Here is a 25,347-nt window from a genome sequence, read left to right as displayed (position 1 = left end):
TAAATGAAACTTCCACTGCGCATAGCAAAAGCTCTTTTGAAATTATCTAATGGTGCTATACTTCCCGGAAGTGCCGCGAAGCATTCTGTAATTGAAGATCTTATCCAGGAGAATATTTTATTCCGAACCGGAAAGATTAGGAAAACACTTGGTTTAACCAATCAGAACAAGCTGGAATTGTACCTCTACAATAGATTTTCCATTAAAGAACTCAAAACCTACGTTGCAGCATTGGAAGAAAGTGAAACTTCACGTGCATCACTTGTAGATATCACAGGGGACTCCAAAATAAAATCGGTACGGACATTTAAAGGGTTTTTAGTAAACTCTTTCAATCCAGTGCCGGCAATTCTAAATTCTGAGAAAATACTTTTAGAACCCCGAGAGGGAATATTTCATTTTATCTATGATTTTGAAAATTTTATTCCTGCGACTAATGTTACTATAGTCGGAGTAGAAAATTCTGAGAATTTTAGAAGGTTAAAGGAACAGGCTTATCTTTTTAAAGATATCAGACCGCTATTTATAAGCCGCTATCCACAAAACCAAAGTAAAGATTTTATTTCCTGGATGAAATCCATTCCCAATAACTATCTCCATTTCGGAGATTATGATATGGCTGGAATCGGTATTTATTTGAATGAATATAAAAAACACTTTCCTGAAAAAAGCCGGTTTTTTATTCCTGATGGTCTTGAAGAAATCCTGAAAAACTCTGGTAGCCGAGAAAGATACAACGCTCAAAAAATTAATTTTAGTGTTTCAGCGATTGAAGAAGGTGCACTTTTAAAGCTTATCAATTTGCTTCATAAATATAAAAAGGGATTGGATCAGGAAATATTAATTAAATAATAGACTTCAATCTAATTCTGAAAATGATCCTTCTCTAGGAAAAGTGATTTTACCCTTATAAAGACCTTAACATTTCTCTAAGATTTTTCTATATTTACCTTTAATTCATTTGCGCCCTACCGCAGTTAGTTATTTAACCCAAACTACCATTTAATGGCAGAATGTATTCAATGTGGATCCTACACTAAGTTTAATGGAGGTCTATGTTATGGTTGCTATAAGAGCGATGATAGCAATGAAGTAGCAGTTTTAGAAGAAGAACCCCAAGAGACTAAAATTGGGCTTTCCGATAAAGACCGAAACTACCGCTATAACATGATTAAAGGAAGAATAGCGGAAACCTTAATTCAAGAACTTTTTCTCAGCTTAAATTATAATGTATTCCGGTATGGGATGGAGAATACTATTCCTGGGATTATGGATCTTTTGAAAGGGGTGAGAACTGATGTGGCAGATGATATTAGAAGGATGCCTGATTTTGTTATCCAAAACCCAAACAATAAGGCGGTATATTTTATAGAAGTAAAATTTAGAGCAAGCGGTGAATTTAAGCTTAAAAACCTACCAGAGAATTATCCATATCAAAATGCCTTTATAATTCTCGTCTCAAAGAAACATATAAAATGTATTACGGTTGAAGAATTAATAGCAGGAAAAGAAATTACTCCAAAAACCAAAAATTATTTCGGTAGTAGAAAGGAGTTTGATCTTGATAAGGAGGTTATAATAGATTTCTGTCAATTCGCAGTACAATTTTTTGAAGGAGTATAGACTTATGAATAACTCTAAATTTTCTTTTCTCGAATCCTCATATCCTGAACTTTTTAAAGTTGCTGAACTTTCAGAAAAGCTAATACATATAGATCCAAGTTCTTCTTTAGCCAAAACACGGTTATTTTCAGAGAAAATTTCGAAACTTGTTTGGAAATTTGAGGGTCTGGATGGTTTTGAGGGGAACCAGATGGAAAGAATAAAGCAGCTGTTTTATGCCAATATTATTCCTGAGATTGTTAAAGATATTCTACACACTATCCGAATATCTGGCAATAAGGCAAGTCATCAAGGAGAAAGGTCAAACCGGGAGGCATTTTTCATTTTAAAAAAATCTTATCAATTAGCGAGGTGGTTCTATGAAACCTATGAAAATGATTATCTGGAAACGGAGGAGTATAAATTACCTTCTAATGAAGAACAAAAATCTGTTGAAAAACTAGAGAAAGAATTAAAACTACTTTCAAAAAAGGTTGTCAATTATGAAGAAAAGATAGCTTCTTTAAATGCTTCAGAGAATGTAGTAGAAGAACGAAAGGAGAGATCTAAAGTTGTAGCAAACAATCTGACCAAAACTGAAGCTGAAACCCGGGAGCTTATTGACGAAAAACTTAGGGAAGCTGGTTGGGAATGCGATACAGAAACTTTCAATTATAAAAAGAATAAAACTGTACCTGAAAAAGGTAAAAACATTGCAATCGCTGAATGGCCGTGTGGCTCTAAATGGGCAGATTATGCCCTTTTTATTGGAGAGGATTTATACGGAATTGTAGAAGCTAAGAAATATGCTTCAGATATTTCTACCGATTTATATCAGTCAAAGAGATATGCGAAAAGCATTCAACCAAATGGAATCTGTAATTTCCTTGGAAAGTGGGATGAGCACTATGTACCGTTTCTTTTCTCCACCAATGGGAGACCATATCTTGAACAGCTTAAAACAAAAAGCGGTATTTGGTTCCTAGATGTTCGTAACCATCGCAATCATTCAGATGCTTTACGTGGTTGGTTTTCTCCGGAAGGTTTAAAGGAATTGTTTGATCGGGATGTGGAAAAGGCGAATCAGAAACTGGAAAATAGTGATTATGCGTATTTAAAAAATCCGAATGGCCTTGGTTTAAGATATTATCAGATCGATGCCATCAAAGCTATTGAAAATAAGATCATCAAAAGTCCCGATGATAAAAGAGCCTTGTTGGTAATGGCTACTGGAACAGGTAAGACACGAACCATTCAGGGGCTGGCTTATCGTTTTATTAAATCAAACAGGTTTAAACTAATTTTATTTCTAACCGATAGGCGTTTACTGGCTAACCAGGCTCTCGGAGGTTTTAAGGATAATAAAATTGAAAACATAAACACTTTTGCCGAAGTTTACCAGGTAGAAGATCTGAACCAGAATGTCCCTGAAGATACGACCAGACTGCATTTTGCTACCGTGCAAAGTATGGTGAAACGCCTTTTTTATAATGAAAATGATCCTCTGCCTATAGATACCTACGATTGCATCATTATAGATGAAGCCCACCGGGGATATAACCTGGATAGGGAAATAGATGAAGATGATTTTTACTTTAAAAATGAGCAGGATTATGTAGGGCAGTATAAACGTGTAATTGAATATTTTAATGCACATATCATTGGGCTTACTGCCACGCCGGCGCTTCATACCAAAAAGATATTTGGAAAACCTGTTCACAGTTATTCTTATCGTGAGGCAGTGATTGATGGATTTCTTGTAGATCATGAACCTCCTTTTATCATCAAAACAAGGCTAAGTGAAGAAGGAATTCTGTGGAAAAAAGGAGAACGACCAAAAGTTTATAATCCTGAGACCAATGAAATAGAGGAACTGGCAGAACTGGAAGATGAGCTAAAAGTAGAAATTGAGCAGTTTAATAAAGGGGTAATCACCGAATCTTTTAATCGTGAGGTAATTAAACAATTGGTTCAGGAATTGGATCCTGAAGGTGATGAAAAAACCTTGATTTTTGCCGTTAGGGATTCTCATGCCGATACTATTGTTAGAATGCTGTTTGAGGAATTCGAAGCGATTGGAGTTGATGTGCCGGAAGGATCTATAAAGAAGATAACTGGGAACACTTATGATCCTGAGGATCTTACCAAACGTTTTAAAAATGAGAAATATCCGAATATCGGAATAACCGTAGATTTACTCACTACCGGCGTAGATGTACCGCATATAACCAATATTGTTTTTATGCGTAGGGTTCGCTCCCGGATTCTATTTGAACAAATGCTGGGAAGAGCCACCAGGCTTTGCCCTGAAATCGATAAGCAGTTTTTTAGAATCTATGATACAGTGAGGGTGTATGAAGCTTTAGAGGATTATACACAGATGAAAACGGTTTCTAATCCTTCTACCTCCTTTCAGCAATTAGTAGAAGAATTGGAGGTCATTGAAAAACCGGAACGTGCTGAAAAGCAACTACAGCAGATTATCGCTAAAATTCAACGAAAAAAGAAGGATCTGGAAGAGTACCGGATTGAAGAATTTATGTACCAAACCAACGGTAAAGATCCGGAAGAATTAATCAAGGTTTTAAAAGCTACCGAAGGAGCTCAGGCTAAAAGGATGGCCGATGAATATAAAAATCTTTGGAGCTTTCTGGATAAGAAAATTTTTATTCCAAGGAGACAATTGGTTTCAGAACATCCTGATGAAGTGCTTGGAATAGAAAGAGGCTATGGAAGAGCCAAAAAACCTGAAGATTATATAGAAGGATTTAGAAGCTTTATTCAGCAAAATCGAAATAAACTTGCAGCACTGGATATTATCTGTACTAAACCTTCAGCCTTGGACAGGAAGTCGCTTAAGGAATTAAAGCTGGCGCTTGATCAGGAAGGTTATAATGCGAAAACCTTGAGTACCGCCTGGAAATCTACTAAGAATGAAGAAATAGCCGCCGACATTATTTCGTTTATTCGAACTATGGCTCTGGATACACATTTAATAAGCCACGAACAGCGGATTAAAAATGCCATTGAAAAAATAAGAAGTTTAAAAGACTGGAATAAAATTCAGCTAAAATGGATTGAGCGTTTTGAGGCGCAGTTGCTCAAAGAAACTGTTTTAACAAAAGAAGACCTGAATGAAGATCCCTTTAAGAGGGATGGAGGCTATAAACGCCTGGATAAAATTTTTGAAAATAACCTGGATGACATCCTAAAAATGTTAAATGAAAATCTATATTCAGCATCCTAAAAAATAGAGAAAAGACGAATGAGCGCAGATCAAATAGCACAAAAATTATGGGGACTTTGTAATGTTTTACGAGACGATGGAGTTACCTATCACCAATATCTAAATGAATTAACTTATATACTTTTTCTGAAATTATCTGAAGTAAAAGACTTCGAAAAGCATATTCCGGAGGAATACAGATGGCGCAGTTTTGTTGATGAAGATGATAACAATGAAGCTTTTGTACGTTACCGTAAATTCCTGGCAGAAATTAGTAATTCCTCCACCAGTGAAAGTATTAAAGAGATTTACACCAATGCTTCTACTAGTTTAAAGAAACCCGTAAACTTTGATACACTTGTGCAGGCTATTGATAAGATAGACTGGTATGAGGAAGATGACCGGGATACTATGGGTGATATTTACGAGAGCCTGTTGGAAAAGAATGCCGGGGAAAAGAAAAGTGGTGCTGGGCAGTACTTTACGCCAAGACCGCTTATTAATGTGATGGTAGATCTTTTGGTGCCAAAATTGGGAGAACGCTGGAACGATCCCGCGGCGGGCACCTTTGGTTTTATGATTTCTGCTAACCAATATTTAAGAGATAAGAACGACAATTATTACAAACTTTCAGAAAAGGAACGCAAATTCCAGGAAGAAGAAGCATTTAGCGGTGTAGAACTGGTAGGTGATGCCCACCGCCTGGCTTTGATGAATGCCAGGTTGCATGGACTGGAAAGCAAAATTTATTATGCTGATACCTTAACGGAATTTGGAAAAAGTTTAAAGAATTTTGATGGCGTGCTCGCTAATCCTCCATTTGGTACTAAGAAAGGTGGGGAGAGACCTTCTCGGGATGATTTCACCTTTCCTACCAGTAACAAGCAACTAAATTTTCTACAGCATATTTACCGAAGCCTTAAACGGGACGGGAAAGCTCGGGCTGCTGTTATCTTACCTGATAACGTTTTATTTGAAGATGGAGACGGCCAGCGTATTCGCCGGGACCTGATGGATAAATGCGACCTGCATACCATTCTTCGATTACCTACTGGTATTTTTTACGCTGCCGGAGTAAAAACCAATGTTTTGTTTTTTACCCGAAGCACCACCGAAATTGAAAATACCAAAAGAGTATGGTTCTATGATATGCGAACCAATGTTCCTAATTATGGGAAACGTACGCCTTTCACCGAAAAAGCATTTGAAGATTTTGTAAAAGCTTATACTGGCGGGATTTCTGTGAAAAATGTGGAAGCAGATTATGACGGTATTATTAGCGACGAAAAAAGAAAGCAAATTAAGGATGAACGCTGGAAATCTATAAGCCGGGAAGAAATCGCCAAAAAGAACGATAGCCTGGATTTAGGCTTAATTGCCGATGAAAGTATTAGTAATGGTGATGATTTAGGTGAACCCATAGAAATCGCTGAAGAAGCTTTAGCTGAATTAAATAGCATTACTGCCGAGTTAAATGCGATGATAAAGGAGTTGAAATAATGAAGGAGGAATTACCGGATAATTGGACTAAAGTTAATCTTGAAAATGTTGTAGAAATCTATGATAATAGAAGAAAACCTATTAGCGCGAAAGAGAGAAGTAAAAGATTAGGAGATATACCCTATTATGGAGCAACAGGAATTGCCGGATACATTGATGATTATATATTCGATGAGGAATTGGTTTTATTGGGGGAGGACGGAGCTCCATTTTTAGAGCGAAACAAGAACGTTGCTTATTTAATAAAAGGTAAATCTTGGGTTAATAATCACGCACATGTATTAAAGGGCAGGGATGGAATTGTTTCTAATAAAATAGTACTATACTTTTTAAATCAATTTAATTATAATGGTTATGTTGGGGGTACCACGCGTTTAAAATTAAATCAAAAGAATTTAAAAATCATACCTTTTCCACTATCTCCTCTAGCCGAGCAAGAACGAATTGTAGCTAAATTGGATAATTTATTCACGAAACTGGATAAAATCAAAGCCAGTTTAGCTAAAATCCCTGAGCTTTTACAAAATTTTCGTCAGCAGGTTCTAACCCAGGCTGTAACCGGGAAATTGACGGAAGAGTGGAGGAAAGGAAGTTCAAAATGGAATAAGGCTACAATAAAGGAATTATCTCAGAAAATTTTTGATGGTCCCTTTGGTTCTAAATTGAAGACTGCCGATTATACTCCTAGTGGAGTTCAAGTTGTGCGGCTTGAAAATATTAAACGATTGTCTTTTGATACAACAAAGCAAAGTTTTATTTCAAAGGAGAAGTATGAAGAATTAAAGGGGAATACTTTAAAAAAAGGAGATATCATTTTTGCATCCTTTGTTGGTGATGAAATTCGCGCGACCTTACTTCCAGAATTAAGCACACCTGCAATCAATAAAGCTGATTGTTTCTGTATTCGCTTAGATCAAGAAAAAATAGATAAACACTTTTGCCTTTATGTTTTGTTATCTAATGAGGGAAAAGATCAAATTATTGAACTGGCTCATGGCATAACTAGGCCTCGAATAAATCTCACCCAGTTGCGTAGTATTAATATTCCATTACCTTCTTTAAAAGAGCAACAAGAAATCGTTAATCGTGTTGAGAATTTATTTAACAAAGCGGATAAAATCCAGAAGAAATATGAGGTGTTAAAAACCAATATTGAGCAATTACCACGGGCTATTTTGCATAAAGCTTTTAAAGGAGAATTAGTGCCGCAATTAGAAAGTGATGGGGACGCGAAGGATTTATTGAGGGAGATTGAGGGGTTGAAGGCAGAAAGTTTACTTAAAAAAGCTTCTGGCCGAAGAAAGGCAATTAAGGATTTCGGTAAAGACTATACTTTGGAACAGGAAAGGCAGCTAAAAGTTGCAGAAGAGAAAGAAACTTATAAAAAATAATTGATGCATACAGGTACTGCAGTTTTTGATAAAAAAGTAATTACAAAATCAGTGGAGAAATTGGAGGGAGTTTCGCCAATCTTTGTAAAAGAACTTATAGAAGGGAATAGAAAAAAAGATTTTTCGGATCTAGCTAAGAAAGCCGGTGTTTACGCCTTTTGGTGGGTAGGTGATACTACGGTGTTGAAAAAGGAAATTAACGAACAGCGGTACAAATTAAAGGGGCCATCAAACCGAAAAGAACTTATACCTGTGCAGATTTGTGAAGCCTGGTTGCAAGCTGCTACCTGCAATGAGCGGATTTGTTTGTATGTTGGAAAAACTACCAATTTAAAGCAAAGAATCTCCGGGCATTTACGTTACACCACTGATAATATCTGGACAGATAGGGAAGGGAAACACCGCACAAATAAGCCTTTTTCTTTTGAAAAAAAGCCTAACACGGTAAGTCAGTTAAGAATTGGTTTAGAACGAATTTTTCAAAATCACTCTCTCAAATACATCAAGAAACACATTGCTATCTCCTGGTTGGAACTGGAGGATAGGGAAGCAGTTAATAATGCGGTGAATCGATTTTATATAGAAGATAAAATGGTTGCTGATCTGTTTCCAATTTTTAATGTGGATGTCGAGAGATAATAATCCAATTTATTTTTATAATTAATCCTATGCTCTTGAAAAAATTATTTTTAGAAAATAAACAATTCGTGCTAAATGCTGCATCTAAATTTGAGAACTTTTTTAATAAAAAAGAATTAGAGCTTTTAAGAATTACAAGAACAGTTTTATTGTTGATTTTTTTAGGATTATTATTAGCATTTTTCCATGGCAAGTTGGAAGTTTTATTTCTGAAAGTTATCCCTTCACCTGGTTGGTCTAATAGAGTAACAGATGGATTGTTTCTTCTATTGTTTTTAATAATTTATCTACATGGCTTAAGACTGTTACGGAAGAATTATGTTTTTTCCAGTTTTCAAATTTCCCTGTTACTATCGGCCTTAGTAGTCCTGTTATTCTTTCACTTTACTGAAAAGGCCTGGAGGTTTTCACCAGTCTTAAACTCTGACTGGGGTCTTACATACTTTCATTTGCTCTTTGGAATCGTTATACATTTCATAGGAATTGTCTTATATACTTCATTAATACCACCTAAACAGAAAAAAAATATAGCATCATTTTGTGAGGATATTTCTATCCAGGGAAATAATTCTGAACCTGATCTACTTAATTACACCAAATTGGCAATAAATTTAAAAGAAAAGATTTCTTACCAATCTTTTATAAATTCCTTTACTGTGGGTGTTGTAGGTCCTTGGGGAAATGGTAAGTCCAGTTTTATAAATCTTTTAGAGAATGAAATTAAAAAAACCGATAGTATAACTCTTCACTTTAGGCCTTATTTAAACCATACAGAAGATGAGATCTCCATGGAGTTTTTTCATGCTTTTCAAGAAGCATTAAGGCCCTATAGTGGAAAAGTTTCAGATTTGATTTTAGAATATTCTAACAAATTACTAAATCTTTACCAAACCAAAAATATTCGAAATTTTTTTAAAAAAGAATCTGTAAATGTGGATTCTTCAGCCAATTCTACCTTTAGAAAGATAAATTCTTCACTTGAAGAGATAAATAAGAAGATTATTGTATTTGTCGATGATCTAGACAGGTTAAACGAAATCGAAATTCTTCAGGTTTTGAAACTAATCCGAAATACGGCCAATTTTACCAATACTACCTTTATAGTTGGAATGGATAAGGGTTATGTGTTAAAGCGACTAAATTCTGGAGATTCAGTATTAGACAATCGATTTATAGATAAATTTTTCCAGTTAGAAATTTATTTACCTGAAATTGATTCATCTATTCTAAAAGTGCAGTTCAAAAAAATTTTAAAAAAATTAATTCCTGATTCTCAGCCGAAGCTGGAGCAAATATATTCCAAAATTGATTCTGATAAAGTCCTTTTTGATGATCATATCAGAAATCTACGGGATGTGAAAAGATTTTGTAATCAAATTCTTTTTGAATTTGATTTTGTAAATCAAGAATTGGATTTAAAGGATTTCCTGAACTTTATTTTATTAAAACTGAAATTCCCCAATTTTATTACTCAATTGAGAAGATACCCGGAAAGGTTTCTACATTTAGAAGGTAAAGAATATACTCTTCGTCTGGAAGGGGAGGGTGAAGTGGAAGCTAATGATAGAGAGAATTTTATACTGGACTTGACAAGAGAATACTTCAATCCTAAAAAATATCAATTGTATTCAAGGCTAAATTTGGAAGAGGATTGTAAACTTGAGTCGGAATTAGGTATTCAATGCGAAGATTCAGAGCTTCTAATAAAAACCCTTGCCCGCTTGTTTGATTCTGAGGATGACACTCCACCAAATTCTATTAAAATAACAACCAATTTCAGAAGATTTATACAGCTTGATTATAATAATTCCGACTTTTTATTCAAGGATTTTGAAAATTTTATACAGCAGGATGATCAATCGAAATTTAAAGAGGAAATAATTAAACTTTCTGTTGATCATCGTGAGGAACTTATAGCCCTTCTCGACTATTTTGTTCCTCAGAACTCACAAGAATTCCAAAATAGTATTCTGATTTACTTATTCCAACTAGAGACAAATAATCTAGATCATGGAGAATTAATGCGAAAGCTAAGTTCTTTTATTTTAATACACTTAGAAGAAAATAAATCTTTAGAACGGTCTGAAAAGAATCTTAAAGAATGGATTTGGCGGTTAGTAGATCAGGATGATTATTTACAACTAGAAACTCAGCTAAAGATCCTTATCTATTTTGGAGAAATTAAGAAAAACAATCTTATAAATAAAAATAAGGAGGAAATTATCCCAGTTGTAATAAAAAAATATAGGGAATATCTAGAAAGACGCAGGAAAGAAAAATGGAAGGTTAACGATTATTCCTTTTATAAAATATATCATGGAATACGTGCATTTGGTGAAGAGACACATGATATAACAAATAAAGTTTTTATTGAAAGCTTAATTAATAACACTGAAAACCTTAGAATATTTTGCGCTCAGATTACTGAGCTTGAGACATTGGGTGCTAACAATTATAAAATTTCAGAAAGTGCAAAATTATTTTTTGGAAGCCATGAGGCTTTTGTTTCGTTTGTCCAAAAAGGTTTAAATGAAAAGGACGACGGTGATAAAGAATATTTGAATTTCTTGAAACTAAATACCATAGTCGATTTCAAGATTGAGGTAATTTTTAAATTTAAAAAGTTCATTCCTATGGTTCAGAAAATAAATCTTCTTAGGAATAATCACGAAGCTATGTTCAATCAAAAAATTGAGGTAGAACAAGTCTTTTATAAAATTCATGATGAAGCAATCTTCAACCTTTTCCTTCAGCATCCTTGGGATATGGAAGAGCATTTCAAAATAAATCACCTACTATCTTTTACATCTAAGGATGGGCATTTTTTAGTTGGTACTGATTACTACAATACTAAAATTTCTTCAAGATATTTACAGACAATGCGTGTTATTTTAGAAATGAAAAATCTACCAATAGCAGTAAATAATGTCGTATTAAAAAGTAGCGAAGGCCAAATAAAAATTGATGGAAAAGTGGTGATTGAAGTGTATTCAATACAACCTAACTAAAAGCCTGTATCAGGAGCCTTAGTGGAAAGGATTCAATATATTACGAGAACAAATGACTAGTTAACAAAATTTGTTACATTTCGAGTATGGAATCATATAAACGTTTAATTGCAGAAGCAAAAGAACATATGGAATTTACTGGAGCACAAATAGCTGTATTAGATTATCTACTGGAGACGCTCAAATTTGAACAACTAGATTTCGAAGAGAAAAATTTTACATATAATTTTATATATCATCTGCGGCAATCCGCTCCGAAATACAAGAGAATAGCCAGTTGCAGGAAAAAGGAAATCTGTCACGATAATGAGAAAAAATACATTCCTGAAAACGGTCTCATTAGCATTCCTTATAAAGAGAATGAGAATGAATTTGAAGCTTTGACTTTGTCAATTGATAATTTCCTACGATTAGAAATTAATCTAAAACGAAAAAAATTATATGAAAGGGTTGACAATTTCAATGAAAATGTTTCCGCAACTGACATTTCCAGTTTTACCTTTTGTCCTGCTAATTATTCTATTTCCAGATCACTCAAATATAAAATATTAGAATCTAGTAACTCTGGTCTAGAACTTCATGAAAAAAGTCCTATTCAAAAATTATTAAAAAAAAGGCCTAAGACCACACTGTCAAAAAGCTACGAATCAGAATTGGAGAATGAAGAATCTTATCAAAACCTTCAAAGTTTGATTCATAATTGTGAGATTTTATACAGTGGTCATTCTATTAACCAGAAAAAGGTTTTTAAAAGTAAGAACGGAAAATTTGTAGGTCAGCCAGATTACATTTTATATGATAAGCATGAGCAAAAGGTGTTTGTTGTGGAAGAAAAATATCACCACATCCCTAAGGAATTTCTGAGTTATGGGGATGATCCGTATTATGATGCATTAGAAGAAAGGAACAGAATTCAAAGAAACAGACAATTTTTTCATGATAACCACATGAACCAAGTCTTATCATATATCTTCGGAATAAAAGAATACAAAATTGAATTTGGTGTTCTTATTTATTGGAAATATGAATTTCAGGACAGCGGAAAAAAAGAGATTACCAAATGTGATTTTAAGATCATAAAGCCGGACAAGAAAGAAAAAGAGAAATTGAACCATTTGTATCTTCAAATTAAAGCATTTAAGGAAAAAGGGGAAATAGTATTTGATCCATCGATCAGAAACCCGAAGAAATGTGCTAATTGCGTGAATAATTACTTATGTGGGCATAAAACGGGTAAATTCAAAACATTGACTTTCCCTTATAAAGAAGATTATTTGAATTTGAATTCTGTAGACTTTCCAAAAAAAATTAAAAGTGTTAAGGATGATCGGAGTTATGAAGAAAGATTTCTAGAAAGGTTAGAGGAGGTCAAAAAGAAATTAGATGAAGATTCTCTTACAATTTAACACTCTACTGCCGAAGCTTCGACAGAAAAATAGCCTTCATCGGCCTCGATCATACCTTCAAGGGTATAGCGCTGGTCTCTCTGGCCCATCGCCTCCCTGATCTTGTGTACCATTGACCAGACGGGTTCGTAACGTTTCAGCCCAAGCTGACGCTGAATCTCCTTGCTGGAAAAGCCCTTCTTGGTGGCACTCATAAGGCAAATAGTTTTATACCAAATCAAAAAAGATAGATTTGAGTTTTCCATTATAGTTCCGCTACGCAAGGTCTGTCGTGCCTCACAGGATTTACACTGGTAGGCCCACTTGTTTTTGAGCCAATAATGTGATGTGCCGCCACATCTATTGCAGGTGACACCTTCCTTATCGCGTTGTGCTTTATAATGTAAACGACAACTCTCTTCATCTGTGAAATGTACTGTGAATGAAAAAATATCCATAACTTGAATTATTACAACTTATCTAATATAGGATAAATTCCTTAATATTGGAATAATTACGGATATGCAATTGATTTTCTATAAAAATTAAAATTCCAGAAGAGTAACGAATAAGACCTTTAATGAACTCATCGGCTAATTCCCTATAGAAATACCTTTAATTTACTAGTTCACGCAAAATCTAAATTGCATAATAATCAGTTAAATTAAAAAAGACTAAACATTTGCTAACATTTTTTGACTTTTTCTAACATGTTGGGATGGGTTTTCGCCTAGATTGTACCTCAAAATGCGGGGAGAGTGAAATAATACTGGAACAATGATTTCCGTATTTGGAGAAAACGACGTCCGTAATCACATTATGATGTGGATCTCAATGTATCTTCGGGGATTAATGCCATAAATACTTTAATTTCCACATTAAAGTGTGGATTTTAATGTAATTTTGAATTCAATAATATTTACAATGTCGGATTCCACATTATAATGTGGATTTAAGGATTTGAAAAATAAAAGAACCTATGGCAGCGATACAAAAGATTGGTCAGCTGATTCAGCAACGCCGCGATAATATGCGGATTACCCAGAAACAATTAGCCGAGATGGCTGATATCGGGATCAATACGCTCTATAAGATCGAGACAGGCCAGGCTAATCCTACCCTGGAATCTTTACAAAGAATAACAGATGTCCTTGGAATGGAGATCACACTGCAGGTCAAAAAAGTATAGATATAAATGAGGCAAGCGACTATATGCTATAAGGGAAAGGAGGCTGGTACTCTGAAACAGCACGACGATGGAAGTTTTACTTTCCGGTACCTGGAAGCCTGGTTGGCTGATTCGGAAAATCCATCTATTAGTCTTACCCTGCCAAGATCCCAACCGGAATATCATGCTGAATACTTATTCCCTTTCTTCTACAATATGCTTCCGGAAGGAACTAATAGACAAACAGTATGTAAAGCTAACCGATTAGATTCCGATGATTACTTTGGAATTCTCATGACTACCGCTCGATATGATACTGTGGGTGCAATTACTGTCAAAAAAAATAAAGAGGTTAAATGAAAGTAGATCACTGCCCAGGAACTTTAGCAGAAGGATTTAGCACTTATAGCAGGACATGTTTAAAGCGTGTTTTTGATGGACGTAAAGTTTCGCACGTGCTGCCTTATGATGCGCCAAATTCTAATCTTAAAACCGATAAACTTTTTGAAGACAATCAAAAACGGATCTCTATTTCCGGGGTGCAGGAAAAGTTTTCGGTTCTTCTGGAAAAAAATAAGTTGCGCCTCATCAAAGAAGGGGGGCAGGGCACTCATATACTAAAACCGATTCCCAGTGCCGGCAAAAAGAACTATGAAATGCCGGCCAATGAGCATTTAACCATGCAGATCGCACGCCAGGTATACAATATTGAAACTGCTGAAAATTCGCTTATTTTTTTTGAAAATGGAGCGCCAGCCTATATAACGAAGCGTTTTGATGTAAACCCGGATGGTTCAAAGAAAGCAAAAGAAGATTTTGCCACCCTTGCCGGTAAAACTCCTCAAACTCATGGAGAACATTATAAATACGAAGGGAATTACCTCGAATTATTTCAGTTGATGAAAAAATTCCTACCGGCTTACCGTGTAGAAATACCTAAATTATTTAAACTACTATTATTTAATTATTTGTTTTCTAACGGTGATGCCCACCTGAAAAATTTCGCCATTTTGGAAACACCGATGGGAGATCACCGGTTAAGCCCGGCTTATGATTTATTGAATACTCGTATCCATGTAGATGATAGCGATTTTGCTTTGGATGAGGGCTTATTACCAAAAAGTATGGGGCAAACCACAACTGCAGGGCAGTTTAAAATTTTGGCAGAACAGGTACAGCTAAAGCCAAAACAATTTGATCAGATAATGACAGATATGATGGAGCATCCAGAAAAAGTTATCCAATTAACCCAGGCATCCTTTTTAGAGGAAGCTACTCAGAGAAATTATATCCAGGACTATCAATCCCGATTAAAGCAACTGCAGAAAAACAACATCTTATAAAATTTTTAAAAAGATAAAGCCAGGCCAACGCCGTTTTGATTTCCTATGAAATTAAAGGTGACCTGGAGGGGGTTGGGCGGTGAAGAATTAACCCGGTTGATTCTTTCTATTGCTTCAAGCGCCTGGTTATTTGACCTTATAGAAATAGGTATGGCTACCCCAATAAAAGCTGCGCCAACCCCTGCTAGTACCCAAGGGCCATCTTGATTGGAAGCCGCGATTCCTATTGGAATACCTACAAAACTACCTCCGATACTTCCTAAAATGGTTGAGATTGTATTATTCTTCCTTGCTTTTTTTATCAAACGTGTAGCTTCCTTGTCCGCGATCATTAATTTTTTCATTGCTTTAAGGTCAAGCCTTTGATTGTTCAAGGTAAACTTATAGCCCAGAAAAACCTTTTCAGATTCGATTTGCTGAGCAGATAATGAAGTGATACTTAAAAATAGTAGAAGTAATAGACTAAGCGCTTTCATGGTAGAGGGGCATTAAATAGAAATCAGTAATTAGTTGCCAATGATCGCAAAATGTTACGTTTTGGTATTTATTTTTTTGTGAATAGGAGTTTATTTAATCGCGCCCTTATAAACCAACATAGCAACATCAGTTTACTGCTTTTTATCATTGTATTATTAATTTCCTATTGCGAATATCAATAGTGATTATTTCACCAATCCAATTGATCCCCATAATTCCTTCATAAATTAAATCGTCAATAAAACTGGCTTTAAAAAATCGAGATTTTAGCAATTTTTAATTATGAGTTTTAACTGTTCAATAGGGTTTGTGAGATTCGGGATGGACCTTTTACCAATATAAAATGGATGAGTGTTAAACTGGTGGACAATGGTATTTATAGGCATATATTTCAGGCTACCGTATTCAGCTTTTCTATACTCCAGGGTGTAAAAATGAGAATTCTGAAAACCTATGATTTTTTTATCGTTATTGGTGGGATAAAACTGTATTTTTCCAATTAGGTTACGTATTTTTTCTGAAGTAATAGCTATACCGTCGAAGCGAATTTGGATTTGTAAGGAGGACTCAAAAATTTCATTAATCTCAATAAGATCTTTTGCTTTTATATCGGTAAGAATTACAGAATACTTCGTTTTAGCATTAGTTGCAAGCCAACACTTTTTTCGCTCTACATAGAAAAGGTTTACATTCCAGGCACCTAATTTTCCGGTATCTATTTCTTCAATACTAGCATTGGTCATTAATCCGCTAATATGTTTTTCTAGTTTTTTGGATGTATAAAGAGGCGTGATCATTTATTTTAATTCTGTCTGTCTCAAAATTTTAGAAATATGGTCTAAATGGCGCTTTTTACGAGATAGAAAAGATAGGTTAATCAAAACATTCCGCACAATCAGGTTCCCCGGTCAGCTGTCCATTTTTATTAATTTCATACTTACAGCATTCATTGAACCTTTGTTTTAAGAGTGATTTAGCGCGCCTAATCCTTGCTTTTACATTTGCCAGACTTATTTTTAGAACTTGAGCAGCTTCTATTTGGGTCTTTCCATCAATATAGACCAATTTTATTACAGATTTATAATGTTCGGGCAATTCTTCAATAAATCGGTTGAAACAGCATATATCTTGATATTTCTCAGCTCCTTTATCTTCCTCACCTTTTAACCTGACCGAATATTTAGCTTCCCGTTTAAAATAATCGGCTATTTCATTCCTGGCAATTTGAAAAACCCAGGATCTTATTTTGATGAGGTCTTCTATTTGATTCAGGTTCTTATGGGTATTATAAAAGGTATTCTGTAAGATGTCACTTGCTGCCTCGGTATCCTTTACCCGTTTAAGAATAAAAAAGTATACTTCTTCACTATGTGCTCTCCATATTTCCTGGGTATCCATATTCAAATTTAAGATATTATAAATAAAAAAGCCGCCTATTTAAAGGCAGCTCTTATTAAGATTTAGTTACAGCAGCTGCAGGTATCACATTCGCATGTGCTACAGGGACAGTTATTTTCCTGGCAATTGGTACAATTACATTTAGTACAACTACAATTGGTGCATTTACAATTATTCATAATATAAAGATTTTATGGTTTATAGAGTAGACTGGAAAAAGTCTAAAAAGATACTCCTAAATTGAAAAAACTCAGATTTTGATTTGCAAATTATAGTAGGTGAATGGATATCAATAGCTACGACTAAGCTTTAGCTAATATTATAAAATTTCTTGTACGAAGTAGATCCATTTATCTTTAAAGTTCAATATTTGACTCCAGTGTTTTTTTTATCCCTTTCTATGGTTTGATTTTAACCCTAAAAAAAGACATATATGAAAACACTCACAAAATAAAAGAAGTTTAAATTAAGTTTACCAGAAGGTAATTGATAAATAAAATTATACTAAGTTAGAAGATGCGGTTGATGGGCCGGATACCAGTAGCCAACTTGAAAATAATACTATTTAGCATTATTTAGACAACAAAAAAAGACTGTCTTTTCAGACAGCCTCTTTAAGAATTTTTTTATCTGTAAAAGATAAATATAATTTAGAATTAGTCTATAACTTCTACGTCAATAGCATTTAATCCTTTTTTTCCTTGTTCAGTATTATACTGTACCTTGTCATCTTCTCTAATATCATCTTTTAAACCAGAATTATGTACGAAAATGTCTTCGCCTGTTTCTGATGATTTAATAAATCCGAATCCTTTTGAATTGTTGAAAAATTTTACTGTGCCTTCTTGCATTTTTACTTAATTTTAAGTTACTAATTATTTTTTCACAATAAAAAATATCCTAGTTATGAAAAGTATACTAAAGAATTATTATAATTAAATTGTAAAAACAATTTATTAACTTAAAAAACTATTGAAAAAGTAATTGGAAAATAAAATTGGAAAGAAGAGAAAACTCTTAAAAACTAATTGTACTATCTACTACATTAAAACTCTATAGGTATCTTTATTGTGTTGCAAATATAATATATTTATGTATTGCTCTCTAATAAGTTGAAAAAAAATATTTTACATCCACCCATTTGGAGTAATCACATTCATTTTTAGTTTTTACCTGGCCGGCAAATTATAGTATTTTGCAAACAACTCTAGATCATTTTTTAGTTTCAGTTCAATTACACGTTATAGATAGATCTACCGGGCCAAATATAGGTTCTGACCATTTACCGATTAATATGATAATTGGAAATAAATTAAACCGGGCAAAAAGAATGTTTAGGCTTAGTTCCATCCTGATAATATTAATGTAGTTGAGCAAAATCCAAAATATGAATAGAATTACGAGAACATTTTTTTTCTTTTATTGTTGATAGTTCAATTTGGATATTCCCAAAAACAAAATATTGTTTAAAATTCTCGATTTAAAGGCTTCTAATACCGTCTAATTACTTCGTTATTTTTCTACATAACTGTTTAGGATTTTATACCCTTTATTCAGAAGGGATCATAATTATTGTTAATCGGTTGTCTATGATTAGTTGCGGCTTTTTCCATCGAAATATGTCCGCTTATTTCTACAGTTAGTTGATTTCAGGAGTTTCTAAATGGTAGTTCCACCCGCAATTAATTGTACATTTGTAGCCTTTAAAAAAAGACCGTTCTATCTTAATTTGAAATCAATAGCAGTTTATGGATAATAAACACTTAGTAGAAGTTATAAAACAAAATACCCAACGTTTTAAAAGCAAGAATGCCTTTTATTATAAGAGTAACGACCTTGATACATGGGAAGGCATCTCCTGGTTAGATTTCCATGATCGTGTTGAAAAGCTGTCTAAAGCGCTCTTGAATTTTGGAATATCGGAACAGCAAAACCTTGCTATTTTTGCCGAAAACATGCCTAATTGGATCATTGCAGATCTTGCCATTATGAGTGTAAAAGCGGTAAGTGTTCCAATTTTTGCTACAAATTCTACAAAAGAAGCTGAATATATAATCAATGATGCTGAGGTGAGCCTGCTTTTTGTTGGCGATCAAAGTGAATATGATAAGGCTCATGAACTTCTGGAAACTTCCAGGCATTTAAAATTAATTGTAGCCTTAACAAATACCATAAAACTTCAACCTTCAAATAAATCTATATATTTAGAAGATTTTGTAGCGGTTGAATCTACTAAAGAACTCGAAACCGAACTTCAGAAAAGATATTACGAGCTCGATTTAAATGATCTGGCAAGTATTATTTATACTTCGGGAACCACAGGCGAGCCAAAAGGTGTTATGCTGGATCATCATAATTTTGCAGGTTTTTTAAAAGCTCATGAATCTGAAATAGACCTGTCGGAAGAAGATGCTTCCTTAAGTTTCTTACCCTTAAGTCATATTTACGAACGCAGCTGGGTGTTCTTTTGTTTATATACCGGAGTTGAGATTTATTTTAATCAGGATCCTAAAAAGATAGCAGAGGTCTTAAAAGAAGTAAAACCCACGGTAATGTGTACCGTGCCTCGTATTTTTGAGAAAATTTTTGCAGCCATCCAGGAGAAACGAAAAGAAGCTTCTCCGGCTAAAATGAAGCTGGCAAGCTGGGCCTTAGGGATTGGTAATAATTATTATAACAAGCACAAAAGACTCGAAAAAAAGGTGCCACTAGCCTTGCAATTGAAATATAAAATAGCCGATAAACTAGTGTTGAGGAAATTGAGAGAAGTATTTGGTGGGCGTATAAAATTTATGCCTTGTGGAGGTGCTCCTTTGGCAGCAGATATGGTTTCGTTTTTTCATTCCTTCGGCCTTAATGTTAAATGTGGCTATGGATTAACTGAAACTACCGCAACCGTTACTTTTTTTGGCGACACCCATTTTGAATTTAATTCTGCCGGGAAACCCCTAAAAGGCACTCAAATTAAAATTGCTGAAAATAACGAGATCTTAGTAAAAGGTCCCGGGGTAATGAAGGGATACTACAAAAAACCTGAAGCTACCGCCCAGGCTTTTAAAAATGGGTGGTTTTGTACCGGTGATGCGGGGAAAATAGATAAAAAAGGCAACCTGGTAATTACCGATAGAATAAAAGATTTAATGAAGACTTCTGGCGGGAAATATATTGCACCGCAAAAACTAGAAAGCGCCTTAATTAATGACTCATTTATCGAGCAAATTGCGGTAATTGGAGATCAACAAAAATATGTTACTGCATTGGCTGTTCCAAGTTTTGAGAATTTAAAGAAATACGCTTTAGAGCATAAAATCAGCTTTGATAATGTAGAAGAATTAATTCATCATAACCAGATTAAAGATCTTTTTGAAAAACGATTTGAAGAACTGCAAAAAGAGTTTTCGAAATTTGAAAAAATTAAAAAATTCACCTTGTTACCAAAAGAATTTAGCATAGAAACAGGAGAAATTACGGCTACTTTAAAATTAAAAAGAAAGGTAATTCAGAAAAAATACAAAGCACTTATCGATAAAATGTATTCAGAATAGAAGTTTTTAAGCCGTTTAGATAGTATTTCACAGCTTTAGTGCTTACCACTCTTCTGTCCATAGCTTTTGTTCTTTCTTTGAAAGGAACGTCCAGGCTACAATTCGGCTGCTTTTATTGCCGGTTCCCATCTCAATGGTTTTAGACTGAGTGGGTTTTACTTTTTCCAGTAATTTATAAATACCTTTAAGGTTAGATTGCTTTGATACCAATGTTGAAAACCAGAAACAGCTCTTAGCATATTCTTCACTTTCGCGAATCATGTTTTTAATGAATTGATATTCTCCACCTTCGTAAATAAGTTCATTTTTAGCTCCTGAAAAATTTAGTTTAGCTTCATTTACTTTTTTCCCTGAAAGGTTCCTTATTTTTCGTCTAGTACCTCTTTGGGCTTCTTCAATGGAGGCATGAAAGGGTGGGTTGCAAATGGTAAAATCAATTTTGTCTTTTTTATTGATTATTCCTCCAAAAATTGCATTCGAATCTTTTTGCAATCTACAATCAACTTTGTCTTTTAGGGACGGATTTGAATTAATAATTTGCTGAGCTGAGGCAATTGATTTAGGATCAATATCAGAAGCTATAAAGTTCCAATTGTATTCTTTAACGCCAATAATTGGATAGATGCAAGTTGCTCCAACTCCAACATCAAGGCCACAAATTTGACTTCCTTTTTGTATTTTACCAGCATTGCTTTCGTTCAGCAAGTCGGCAATATAGTGAAGGTAATCAGCTCTGCCCGGGATGGGTGGGCATAAATTTTCATCAGGGAACTCCCAATTGTTTATACCATAATAATGCTTTAGTAGCGCTTTATTTAGAAGTTTTACAGCTTTTGGATTTGAAAAATCTACTGAATCCCCTCCATATTTATTGACTTTAATATAGTTTTTTAATTTTGGAATAGCATCTGCCAGGGCTTTCAAATCATAAGGTTCCCGGTTTCTATTCCGTTCATGAAGCCTTGTTTTAGGTGTTTGATTTTTTGATGGCATAGGAGGTTGTAAGAGTTTAGCTTCAGAATATTTTTTTCAAAAGTATAAATTTTCCTGTCTTAACGAGTTTATTTTTCCACTGGATCAAAAGCTTTAATACAATAAAGGGTCAATATTTCTGTATTGAAAAATAAAAAATATTAGAGAAATAGGGTATTAATGTCTATCCTGAAAATAGAATGGGGAATAGGTAGCTGATGCGATACATCCTTTTTAAAGTAGCTTTTTTAATTAAGCTGATCATGGTCATTATTTCAACCGCTCTTTTTTCCGAAGTTTATACTATCAAAATCAATAACGAAAACGTTTTCTTAAGATCGGGAATAAACAATCTGTAACTATGAAAAATACTGAAACTCTTGGTGATTTAGAAATAGCACAACGAATTCAACTGCGACATATTTCAAACATCGCTGAAAAAGTGGGTTTAGCAACTCGTGAAATTGAAATGTACGGAAATTACAAAGCTAAAATCCCCCTCGACAAGATCGATAAAGAAAAAATTAAAAAATCAAATCTCATACTGGTCTCAGCAATTTCCCCAACACCTGCAGGAGAAGGGAAAACCACTGTTTCAATAGGACTTTCTGAGGCGTTGAACCGTTTAGGCAAGAAAACTACTGTGGTGCTAAGAGAGCCTTCTTTAGGCCCAGTTTTCGGGATTAAAGGAGGGGCAACAGGAGGTGGTTTTTCACAAGTACTACCTATGGAAGATATCAATCTGCATTTTACCGGAGATTTTTCGGCCGTTGAAAAAGCACATAATCTTTTGGCTGCAATTGTGGATAATAATTTACAGAGCAAATCAAGAAGTCTTGGGCTTGATGCCCGTACAATTTCCCTTAAAAGAGTGATGGATGTCAATGATAGAGCTCTTAGAAATATAGTTATTGGTTTGGGTGGTACCGGCTCTGGAATTCCCAGAGAAACCGGTTTTGATATTACAGCTGCTTCAGAAATTATGGCTATCATGTGTCTGGCTGAAGACCTTACAGATCTTAAAAGAAGGCTGGGGAATATTTTTATTGGGTATACTTTTGACAAAAAACCTGTCTTTGCTCGCGATCTAAATGCAGAAGGAGCAATGACTGCGCTTTTAAAAGAGGCAATAAAACCTAACCTGGTACAGACAATTGAAGGAAATCCGGCTATTATTCACCTCGGTCCTTTTGCTAACATTGCGCAAGGTACCAACTCGGTTATTGCCACGAGAATGGGAATGAGTCTTTCCGATTATACCGTTACCGAGGCTGGTTTTGGCTTTGACCTGGGTGCAGAAAAGTTCCTCGACATCAAATGCCAAAGCGCCGGTCTTGCTCCAAAAGCCGTTGTGATGACCACAACTATTCGTGCTTTAAAATATCACGGAGGTGCTAAATTGAGCAGTTTAACCATTCCAAATGTGGAAGCTTTAGAGAGAGGTCTTCCTAACCTGGAAAAACACCTTGAAAATGCCAAACTCTTCAATCTTACTCCGGTTATCGCCATCAATAGATTTATTTCAGATAGTGAGGAGGAAATCCAGATTATAAAAGATCTGGCAGATAAATTAGGAGTGAAAGTTGCTTTGGCCGATGGATGGGCTAAAGGAGGGGAAGGTGCTTTAGACCTGGCGCAAAAAGTTATTGATGTAGTTGAAGGTGTTGAAGAAGAATTTACTCCGCTTTATGAATGGAACTCTGCAGTGATTACTAAAATTGAAATTATCGCCAAAAAGATATATGGGGCAGAGAAAGTTGAATTTGGTGCTAAGGCCAGAAAAGATCTTAAGAAAATCTATGACCTGGGATTGGAAAATCTGCCGGTTTGTATTGCCAAGACTCAAAAATCTCTTTCAGATGATCCTTCGCTTTTAGGAAGGCCTGAAGGATTCACTCTCAATGTTAGGGAGATTGAAATAGCATCAGGTGCGGGATTTTTGATCCCAATTACGGGAGAAATGATGCGTATGCCGGGATTACCTGGTGTGCCGGCTTCAGAAAGGATTGATATTGATATAGAAGGAAATATTTCGGGGCTAATCTAAAGGGCAAGATTTATATTCTTCTATCGAAAAACGGAGCTTTTTAAGTTCCGTTTTTTATTCTAGGAGGGTAAATATACCGAGGCTTGCCTTGTGAGTAAATTCCTAAAGGTTGAAAACGTGTTCCACTAAAATGCTACATGGGCTTGCCCCCGGAGAATTTTACTTCACTAAAGTTTCCGAATCTAATGATTAACCGGGGATGCCTTCATAGACATTGGAAATACAATTGAATTTCATTTAATTTTCCTCAAAAGAGAAAATAGTCTCTATGGGTAATTTAAAGAGTTTTGAGATCCTAAATGCCGTTGGTAAACTGGGATCAAACTTCTCTTTTTCTATGGCATTAATAGTTTGTCTGGAAACACCAATAATATCCGCTAAATCTTCCTGTGTATAATTATGCTCGGCCCGAAGCACTTTTAATTTGTTTTTCATCTGTATCTCCTGGTATTTATGGTGACCAAAATTAAATAAGTTAAGCCTATAAAAATTACCAGGTTGCTTATTTCTGCATCATTAGCAATCAGGTTGGTAACCTCCAGTAAAGAATAAGACAAACCTACTACAACCGCCAATCCCAGGGTTAAAGCCAGAGATTCTAAATGTATTTTCCGCTCCAGTTCATCGAAATTATTAAACATTTTTCGGTTGGCGATAATCATGAGAATTCCGTGAACAAAATTTACGGAAACAGCCAAAGCGGTTAAAACACGATGATCGTCCCAAATATATTTAGATCCAAAAGTGGCAATTGCCAGGGTAGCCACCCAACTCCAGGTCCAAATAGCCAGGTTGTAAAGATTTTTTTTGCGTTCTTTTATCATTTTAAATGTTATTAATAGTTTACTAAATGTAATGTTTGCTTTACAAATTTAGGAAAAATATTTAAAATGTAAAGTTTTATTTACATAAAATATTTAAATGCCTAATAAAATAAAAGTAGGAGAAGATATAAGTGGGAGAAAACTAAATAGAAAAATACTTGTGGAAACGGGACTACACCTTTATTTTTTCCTGATTTATATATAATAAAGGAACTATATTTGCGCAAAAAAATATGAAAACTAAATTTTTAGCCCTACTACTCGTTTTCTTTATTTCTTGTAGTGATGATGACGAACAGGTAGACTATATAAGCCTTAATGACCAGGAAATTCAGGATTATTTGGAAGCGAATGATCTTCAAGCTGAAAAAAGTGTTTCAGGTTTATATTATGTGGTGGATAATGAGGGAGATGGAGCTCAACCAAAAACAACAGATCAGGTACGTGTAGCATATAAAGGTTATTATACAGATGGAGAAGTTTTTGATCAAAGCCCGGCAGATGGAATTTCTTTTAGTTTAAGACAGGTAATCCCGGGTTGGACAGAGGGAATTACGTATTTTAAAGAAGGTGGCAATGGAATTCTTTTAGTTCCCTCACACTTAGGTTATGGTTTTAACGATTATAGAGGGATACCCGGAGGATCGGTTTTAATTTTTGAAATTAACCTCATTGAAGTCGTTGATAGCTCAAATTAAAGGTAGACCGTATTTTCTATTGAATTCCGAATTTTTGAGGAAAGCTAAATCTTTCATGGTTTTAAAGCAATATATTTTCCGCTCCATTCACTAGCTATAAAAAAGAATAAACCTGCCTCATTTT

The 25,347-nt window shown here is 34.7% G+C and carries 21 protein-coding genes and 1 pseudogene; 14 read left to right on the top strand and 8 right to left on the bottom strand.

Annotation, left to right across the window (positions count from 1 at the left end):
- Window positions 1–3: 3 nt before the first annotated feature.
- From B5X51_RS03715 to B5X51_RS03680, 8 genes are all read left to right on the top strand, one after another.
- Window positions 4–852: a DUF7281 domain-containing protein gene (locus B5X51_RS03715; protein WP_079719522.1), complete on the top strand. Its 849-nt coding sequence runs from the start codon at window positions 4–6 to the stop codon at window positions 850–852.
- Between the two features lie 153 nt (window positions 853–1,005).
- Window positions 1,006–1,623, top strand: coding sequence for a hypothetical protein (locus tag B5X51_RS03710; RefSeq protein ID WP_079719521.1), 618 nt, complete (start codon window positions 1,006–1,008; stop codon window positions 1,621–1,623).
- 4 nt (window positions 1,624–1,627) lie between these two features.
- Window positions 1,628–4,849 (top strand): type I restriction-modification system endonuclease, encoded by a 3,222-nt coding sequence (gene hsdR / locus B5X51_RS03705; RefSeq protein ID WP_079719520.1) that lies wholly within the window; start codon window positions 1,628–1,630, stop codon window positions 4,847–4,849.
- Between the two features lie 18 nt (window positions 4,850–4,867).
- On the top strand, window positions 4,868–6,328 hold the full coding sequence (locus tag B5X51_RS03700; protein WP_079719519.1) for a class I SAM-dependent DNA methyltransferase: 1,461 nt from the start codon (window positions 4,868–4,870) through the stop codon (window positions 6,326–6,328).
- On the top strand, window positions 6,328–7,719 hold the full coding sequence (locus B5X51_RS03695; RefSeq protein WP_079719518.1) for a restriction endonuclease subunit S: 1,392 nt from the start codon (window positions 6,328–6,330) through the stop codon (window positions 7,717–7,719). The genes B5X51_RS03700 and B5X51_RS03695 overlap by 1 nt, the downstream gene beginning before the upstream one ends.
- A 3-nt stretch (window positions 7,720–7,722) precedes the next feature.
- On the top strand, window positions 7,723–8,358 hold the full coding sequence (locus tag B5X51_RS03690) for a GIY-YIG nuclease family protein (RefSeq protein ID WP_139374827.1): 636 nt from the start codon (window positions 7,723–7,725) through the stop codon (window positions 8,356–8,358).
- A 35-nt stretch (window positions 8,359–8,393) separates the two neighbouring features.
- The gene (locus tag B5X51_RS03685) at window positions 8,394–11,366 is read left to right on the top strand and encodes a KAP family P-loop NTPase fold protein (RefSeq protein WP_176132721.1); all 2,973 of its coding nucleotides are present in this window, start codon (window positions 8,394–8,396) and stop codon (window positions 11,364–11,366) included.
- Between the two features lie 86 nt (window positions 11,367–11,452).
- Entirely contained in the window at window positions 11,453–12,772 is a 1,320-nt protein-coding gene (locus B5X51_RS03680; RefSeq protein WP_079719515.1) for a hypothetical protein, read from the top strand.
- A gap of 2 nt (window positions 12,773–12,774) precedes the next feature.
- On the opposite strand, the pseudogene B5X51_RS03675 reads toward B5X51_RS03680, so the two are convergent.
- Window positions 12,775–13,209 (bottom strand): annotated as a pseudogene (locus B5X51_RS03675) (IS1595 family transposase); the annotation flags it as partial.
- A 521-nt stretch (window positions 13,210–13,730) separates the two neighbouring features.
- Here B5X51_RS03675 and B5X51_RS03670 point away from each other — a divergent pair.
- Genes B5X51_RS03670 through B5X51_RS03660 form a run of 3 tightly spaced genes read left to right on the top strand, consistent with a single transcriptional unit; the run spans window position 13,731 to window position 15,262 of the window.
- The gene (locus B5X51_RS03670; protein ID WP_079719514.1) at window positions 13,731–13,940 is read left to right on the top strand and encodes a helix-turn-helix domain-containing protein; all 210 of its coding nucleotides are present in this window, start codon (window positions 13,731–13,733) and stop codon (window positions 13,938–13,940) included.
- A gap of 6 nt (window positions 13,941–13,946) precedes the next feature.
- Window positions 13,947–14,279, top strand: a complete 333-nt coding sequence (locus tag B5X51_RS03665; protein ID WP_079719513.1) for a HipA N-terminal domain-containing protein — start codon at window positions 13,947–13,949, stop codon at window positions 14,277–14,279.
- Window positions 14,276–15,262 (top strand): type II toxin-antitoxin system HipA family toxin, encoded by a 987-nt coding sequence (locus B5X51_RS03660; protein WP_079719512.1) that lies wholly within the window; start codon window positions 14,276–14,278, stop codon window positions 15,260–15,262. The genes B5X51_RS03665 and B5X51_RS03660 overlap by 4 nt, the downstream gene beginning before the upstream one ends.
- A 5-nt stretch (window positions 15,263–15,267) precedes the next feature.
- Here the strand turns inward: B5X51_RS03660 and B5X51_RS03655 are convergent, their stop codons facing one another.
- The 4 genes from B5X51_RS03655 to B5X51_RS03640 all read right to left on the bottom strand — a co-directional run bounded on the left by B5X51_RS03655 (window position 15,268) and on the right by B5X51_RS03640 (window position 17,988).
- Complete coding sequence (locus B5X51_RS03655; protein ID WP_079719511.1) at window positions 15,268–15,738, bottom strand: hypothetical protein; 471 nt, start codon at window positions 15,736–15,738, stop codon at window positions 15,268–15,270.
- A 267-nt stretch (window positions 15,739–16,005) separates the two neighbouring features.
- Window positions 16,006–16,536: a DUF6933 domain-containing protein gene (locus tag B5X51_RS03650; protein WP_079719510.1), complete on the bottom strand. Its 531-nt coding sequence runs from the start codon at window positions 16,534–16,536 to the stop codon at window positions 16,006–16,008.
- Between the two features lie 76 nt (window positions 16,537–16,612).
- The gene (locus B5X51_RS03645; RefSeq protein WP_079719509.1) at window positions 16,613–17,137 is read right to left on the bottom strand and encodes a sigma-70 family RNA polymerase sigma factor; all 525 of its coding nucleotides are present in this window, start codon (window positions 17,135–17,137) and stop codon (window positions 16,613–16,615) included.
- A gap of 656 nt (window positions 17,138–17,793) precedes the next feature.
- Complete coding sequence (locus B5X51_RS03640; protein ID WP_079719508.1) at window positions 17,794–17,988, bottom strand: cold-shock protein; 195 nt, start codon at window positions 17,986–17,988, stop codon at window positions 17,794–17,796.
- Between the two features lie 897 nt (window positions 17,989–18,885).
- On the opposite strand from B5X51_RS03640, the gene B5X51_RS03635 reads away from it, so the two are divergent.
- Complete coding sequence (locus tag B5X51_RS03635) at window positions 18,886–20,682, top strand: AMP-dependent synthetase/ligase (RefSeq protein WP_079719507.1); 1,797 nt, start codon at window positions 18,886–18,888, stop codon at window positions 20,680–20,682.
- A gap of 42 nt (window positions 20,683–20,724) precedes the next feature.
- Here the strand turns inward: B5X51_RS03635 and rlmF are convergent, their stop codons facing one another.
- A complete protein-coding gene (gene rlmF, locus B5X51_RS03630; protein WP_079719506.1) occupies window positions 20,725–21,675 on the bottom strand; it encodes a 23S rRNA (adenine(1618)-N(6))-methyltransferase RlmF in 951 nt (316 codons plus the stop codon).
- A 340-nt stretch (window positions 21,676–22,015) separates the two neighbouring features.
- On the opposite strand from rlmF, the gene B5X51_RS03625 reads away from it, so the two are divergent.
- Window positions 22,016–23,701, top strand: coding sequence for a formate--tetrahydrofolate ligase (locus tag B5X51_RS03625; RefSeq protein ID WP_079719505.1), 1,686 nt, complete (start codon window positions 22,016–22,018; stop codon window positions 23,699–23,701).
- A gap of 237 nt (window positions 23,702–23,938) precedes the next feature.
- On the opposite strand, the gene B5X51_RS03620 is transcribed toward B5X51_RS03625, so the two are convergent.
- Together B5X51_RS03620 and B5X51_RS03615 are read right to left on the bottom strand one after the other, a co-directional pair.
- Window positions 23,939–24,136, bottom strand: a complete 198-nt coding sequence (locus B5X51_RS03620) for a helix-turn-helix transcriptional regulator (protein ID WP_079719504.1) — start codon at window positions 24,134–24,136, stop codon at window positions 23,939–23,941.
- Window positions 24,133–24,525 (bottom strand): hypothetical protein, encoded by a 393-nt coding sequence (locus B5X51_RS03615; protein ID WP_176132720.1) that lies wholly within the window; start codon window positions 24,523–24,525, stop codon window positions 24,133–24,135. The genes B5X51_RS03620 and B5X51_RS03615 overlap by 4 nt, the downstream gene beginning before the upstream one ends.
- Window positions 24,526–24,758: 233 nt before the next feature.
- On the opposite strand from B5X51_RS03615, the gene B5X51_RS03610 reads away from it, so the two are divergent.
- Window positions 24,759–25,223, top strand: a complete 465-nt coding sequence (locus tag B5X51_RS03610; RefSeq protein WP_079719502.1) for an FKBP-type peptidyl-prolyl cis-trans isomerase — start codon at window positions 24,759–24,761, stop codon at window positions 25,221–25,223.
- The last annotated feature ends 124 nt before the right edge of the window (window positions 25,224–25,347 follow it).

Source organism: Salegentibacter holothuriorum, from assembly GCF_900168045.1.
In the GTDB taxonomy this organism is placed as follows: domain Bacteria; phylum Bacteroidota; class Bacteroidia; order Flavobacteriales; family Flavobacteriaceae; genus Salegentibacter; species Salegentibacter holothuriorum.
This window is presented reverse-complemented; position numbering and strand designations above follow the sequence as displayed.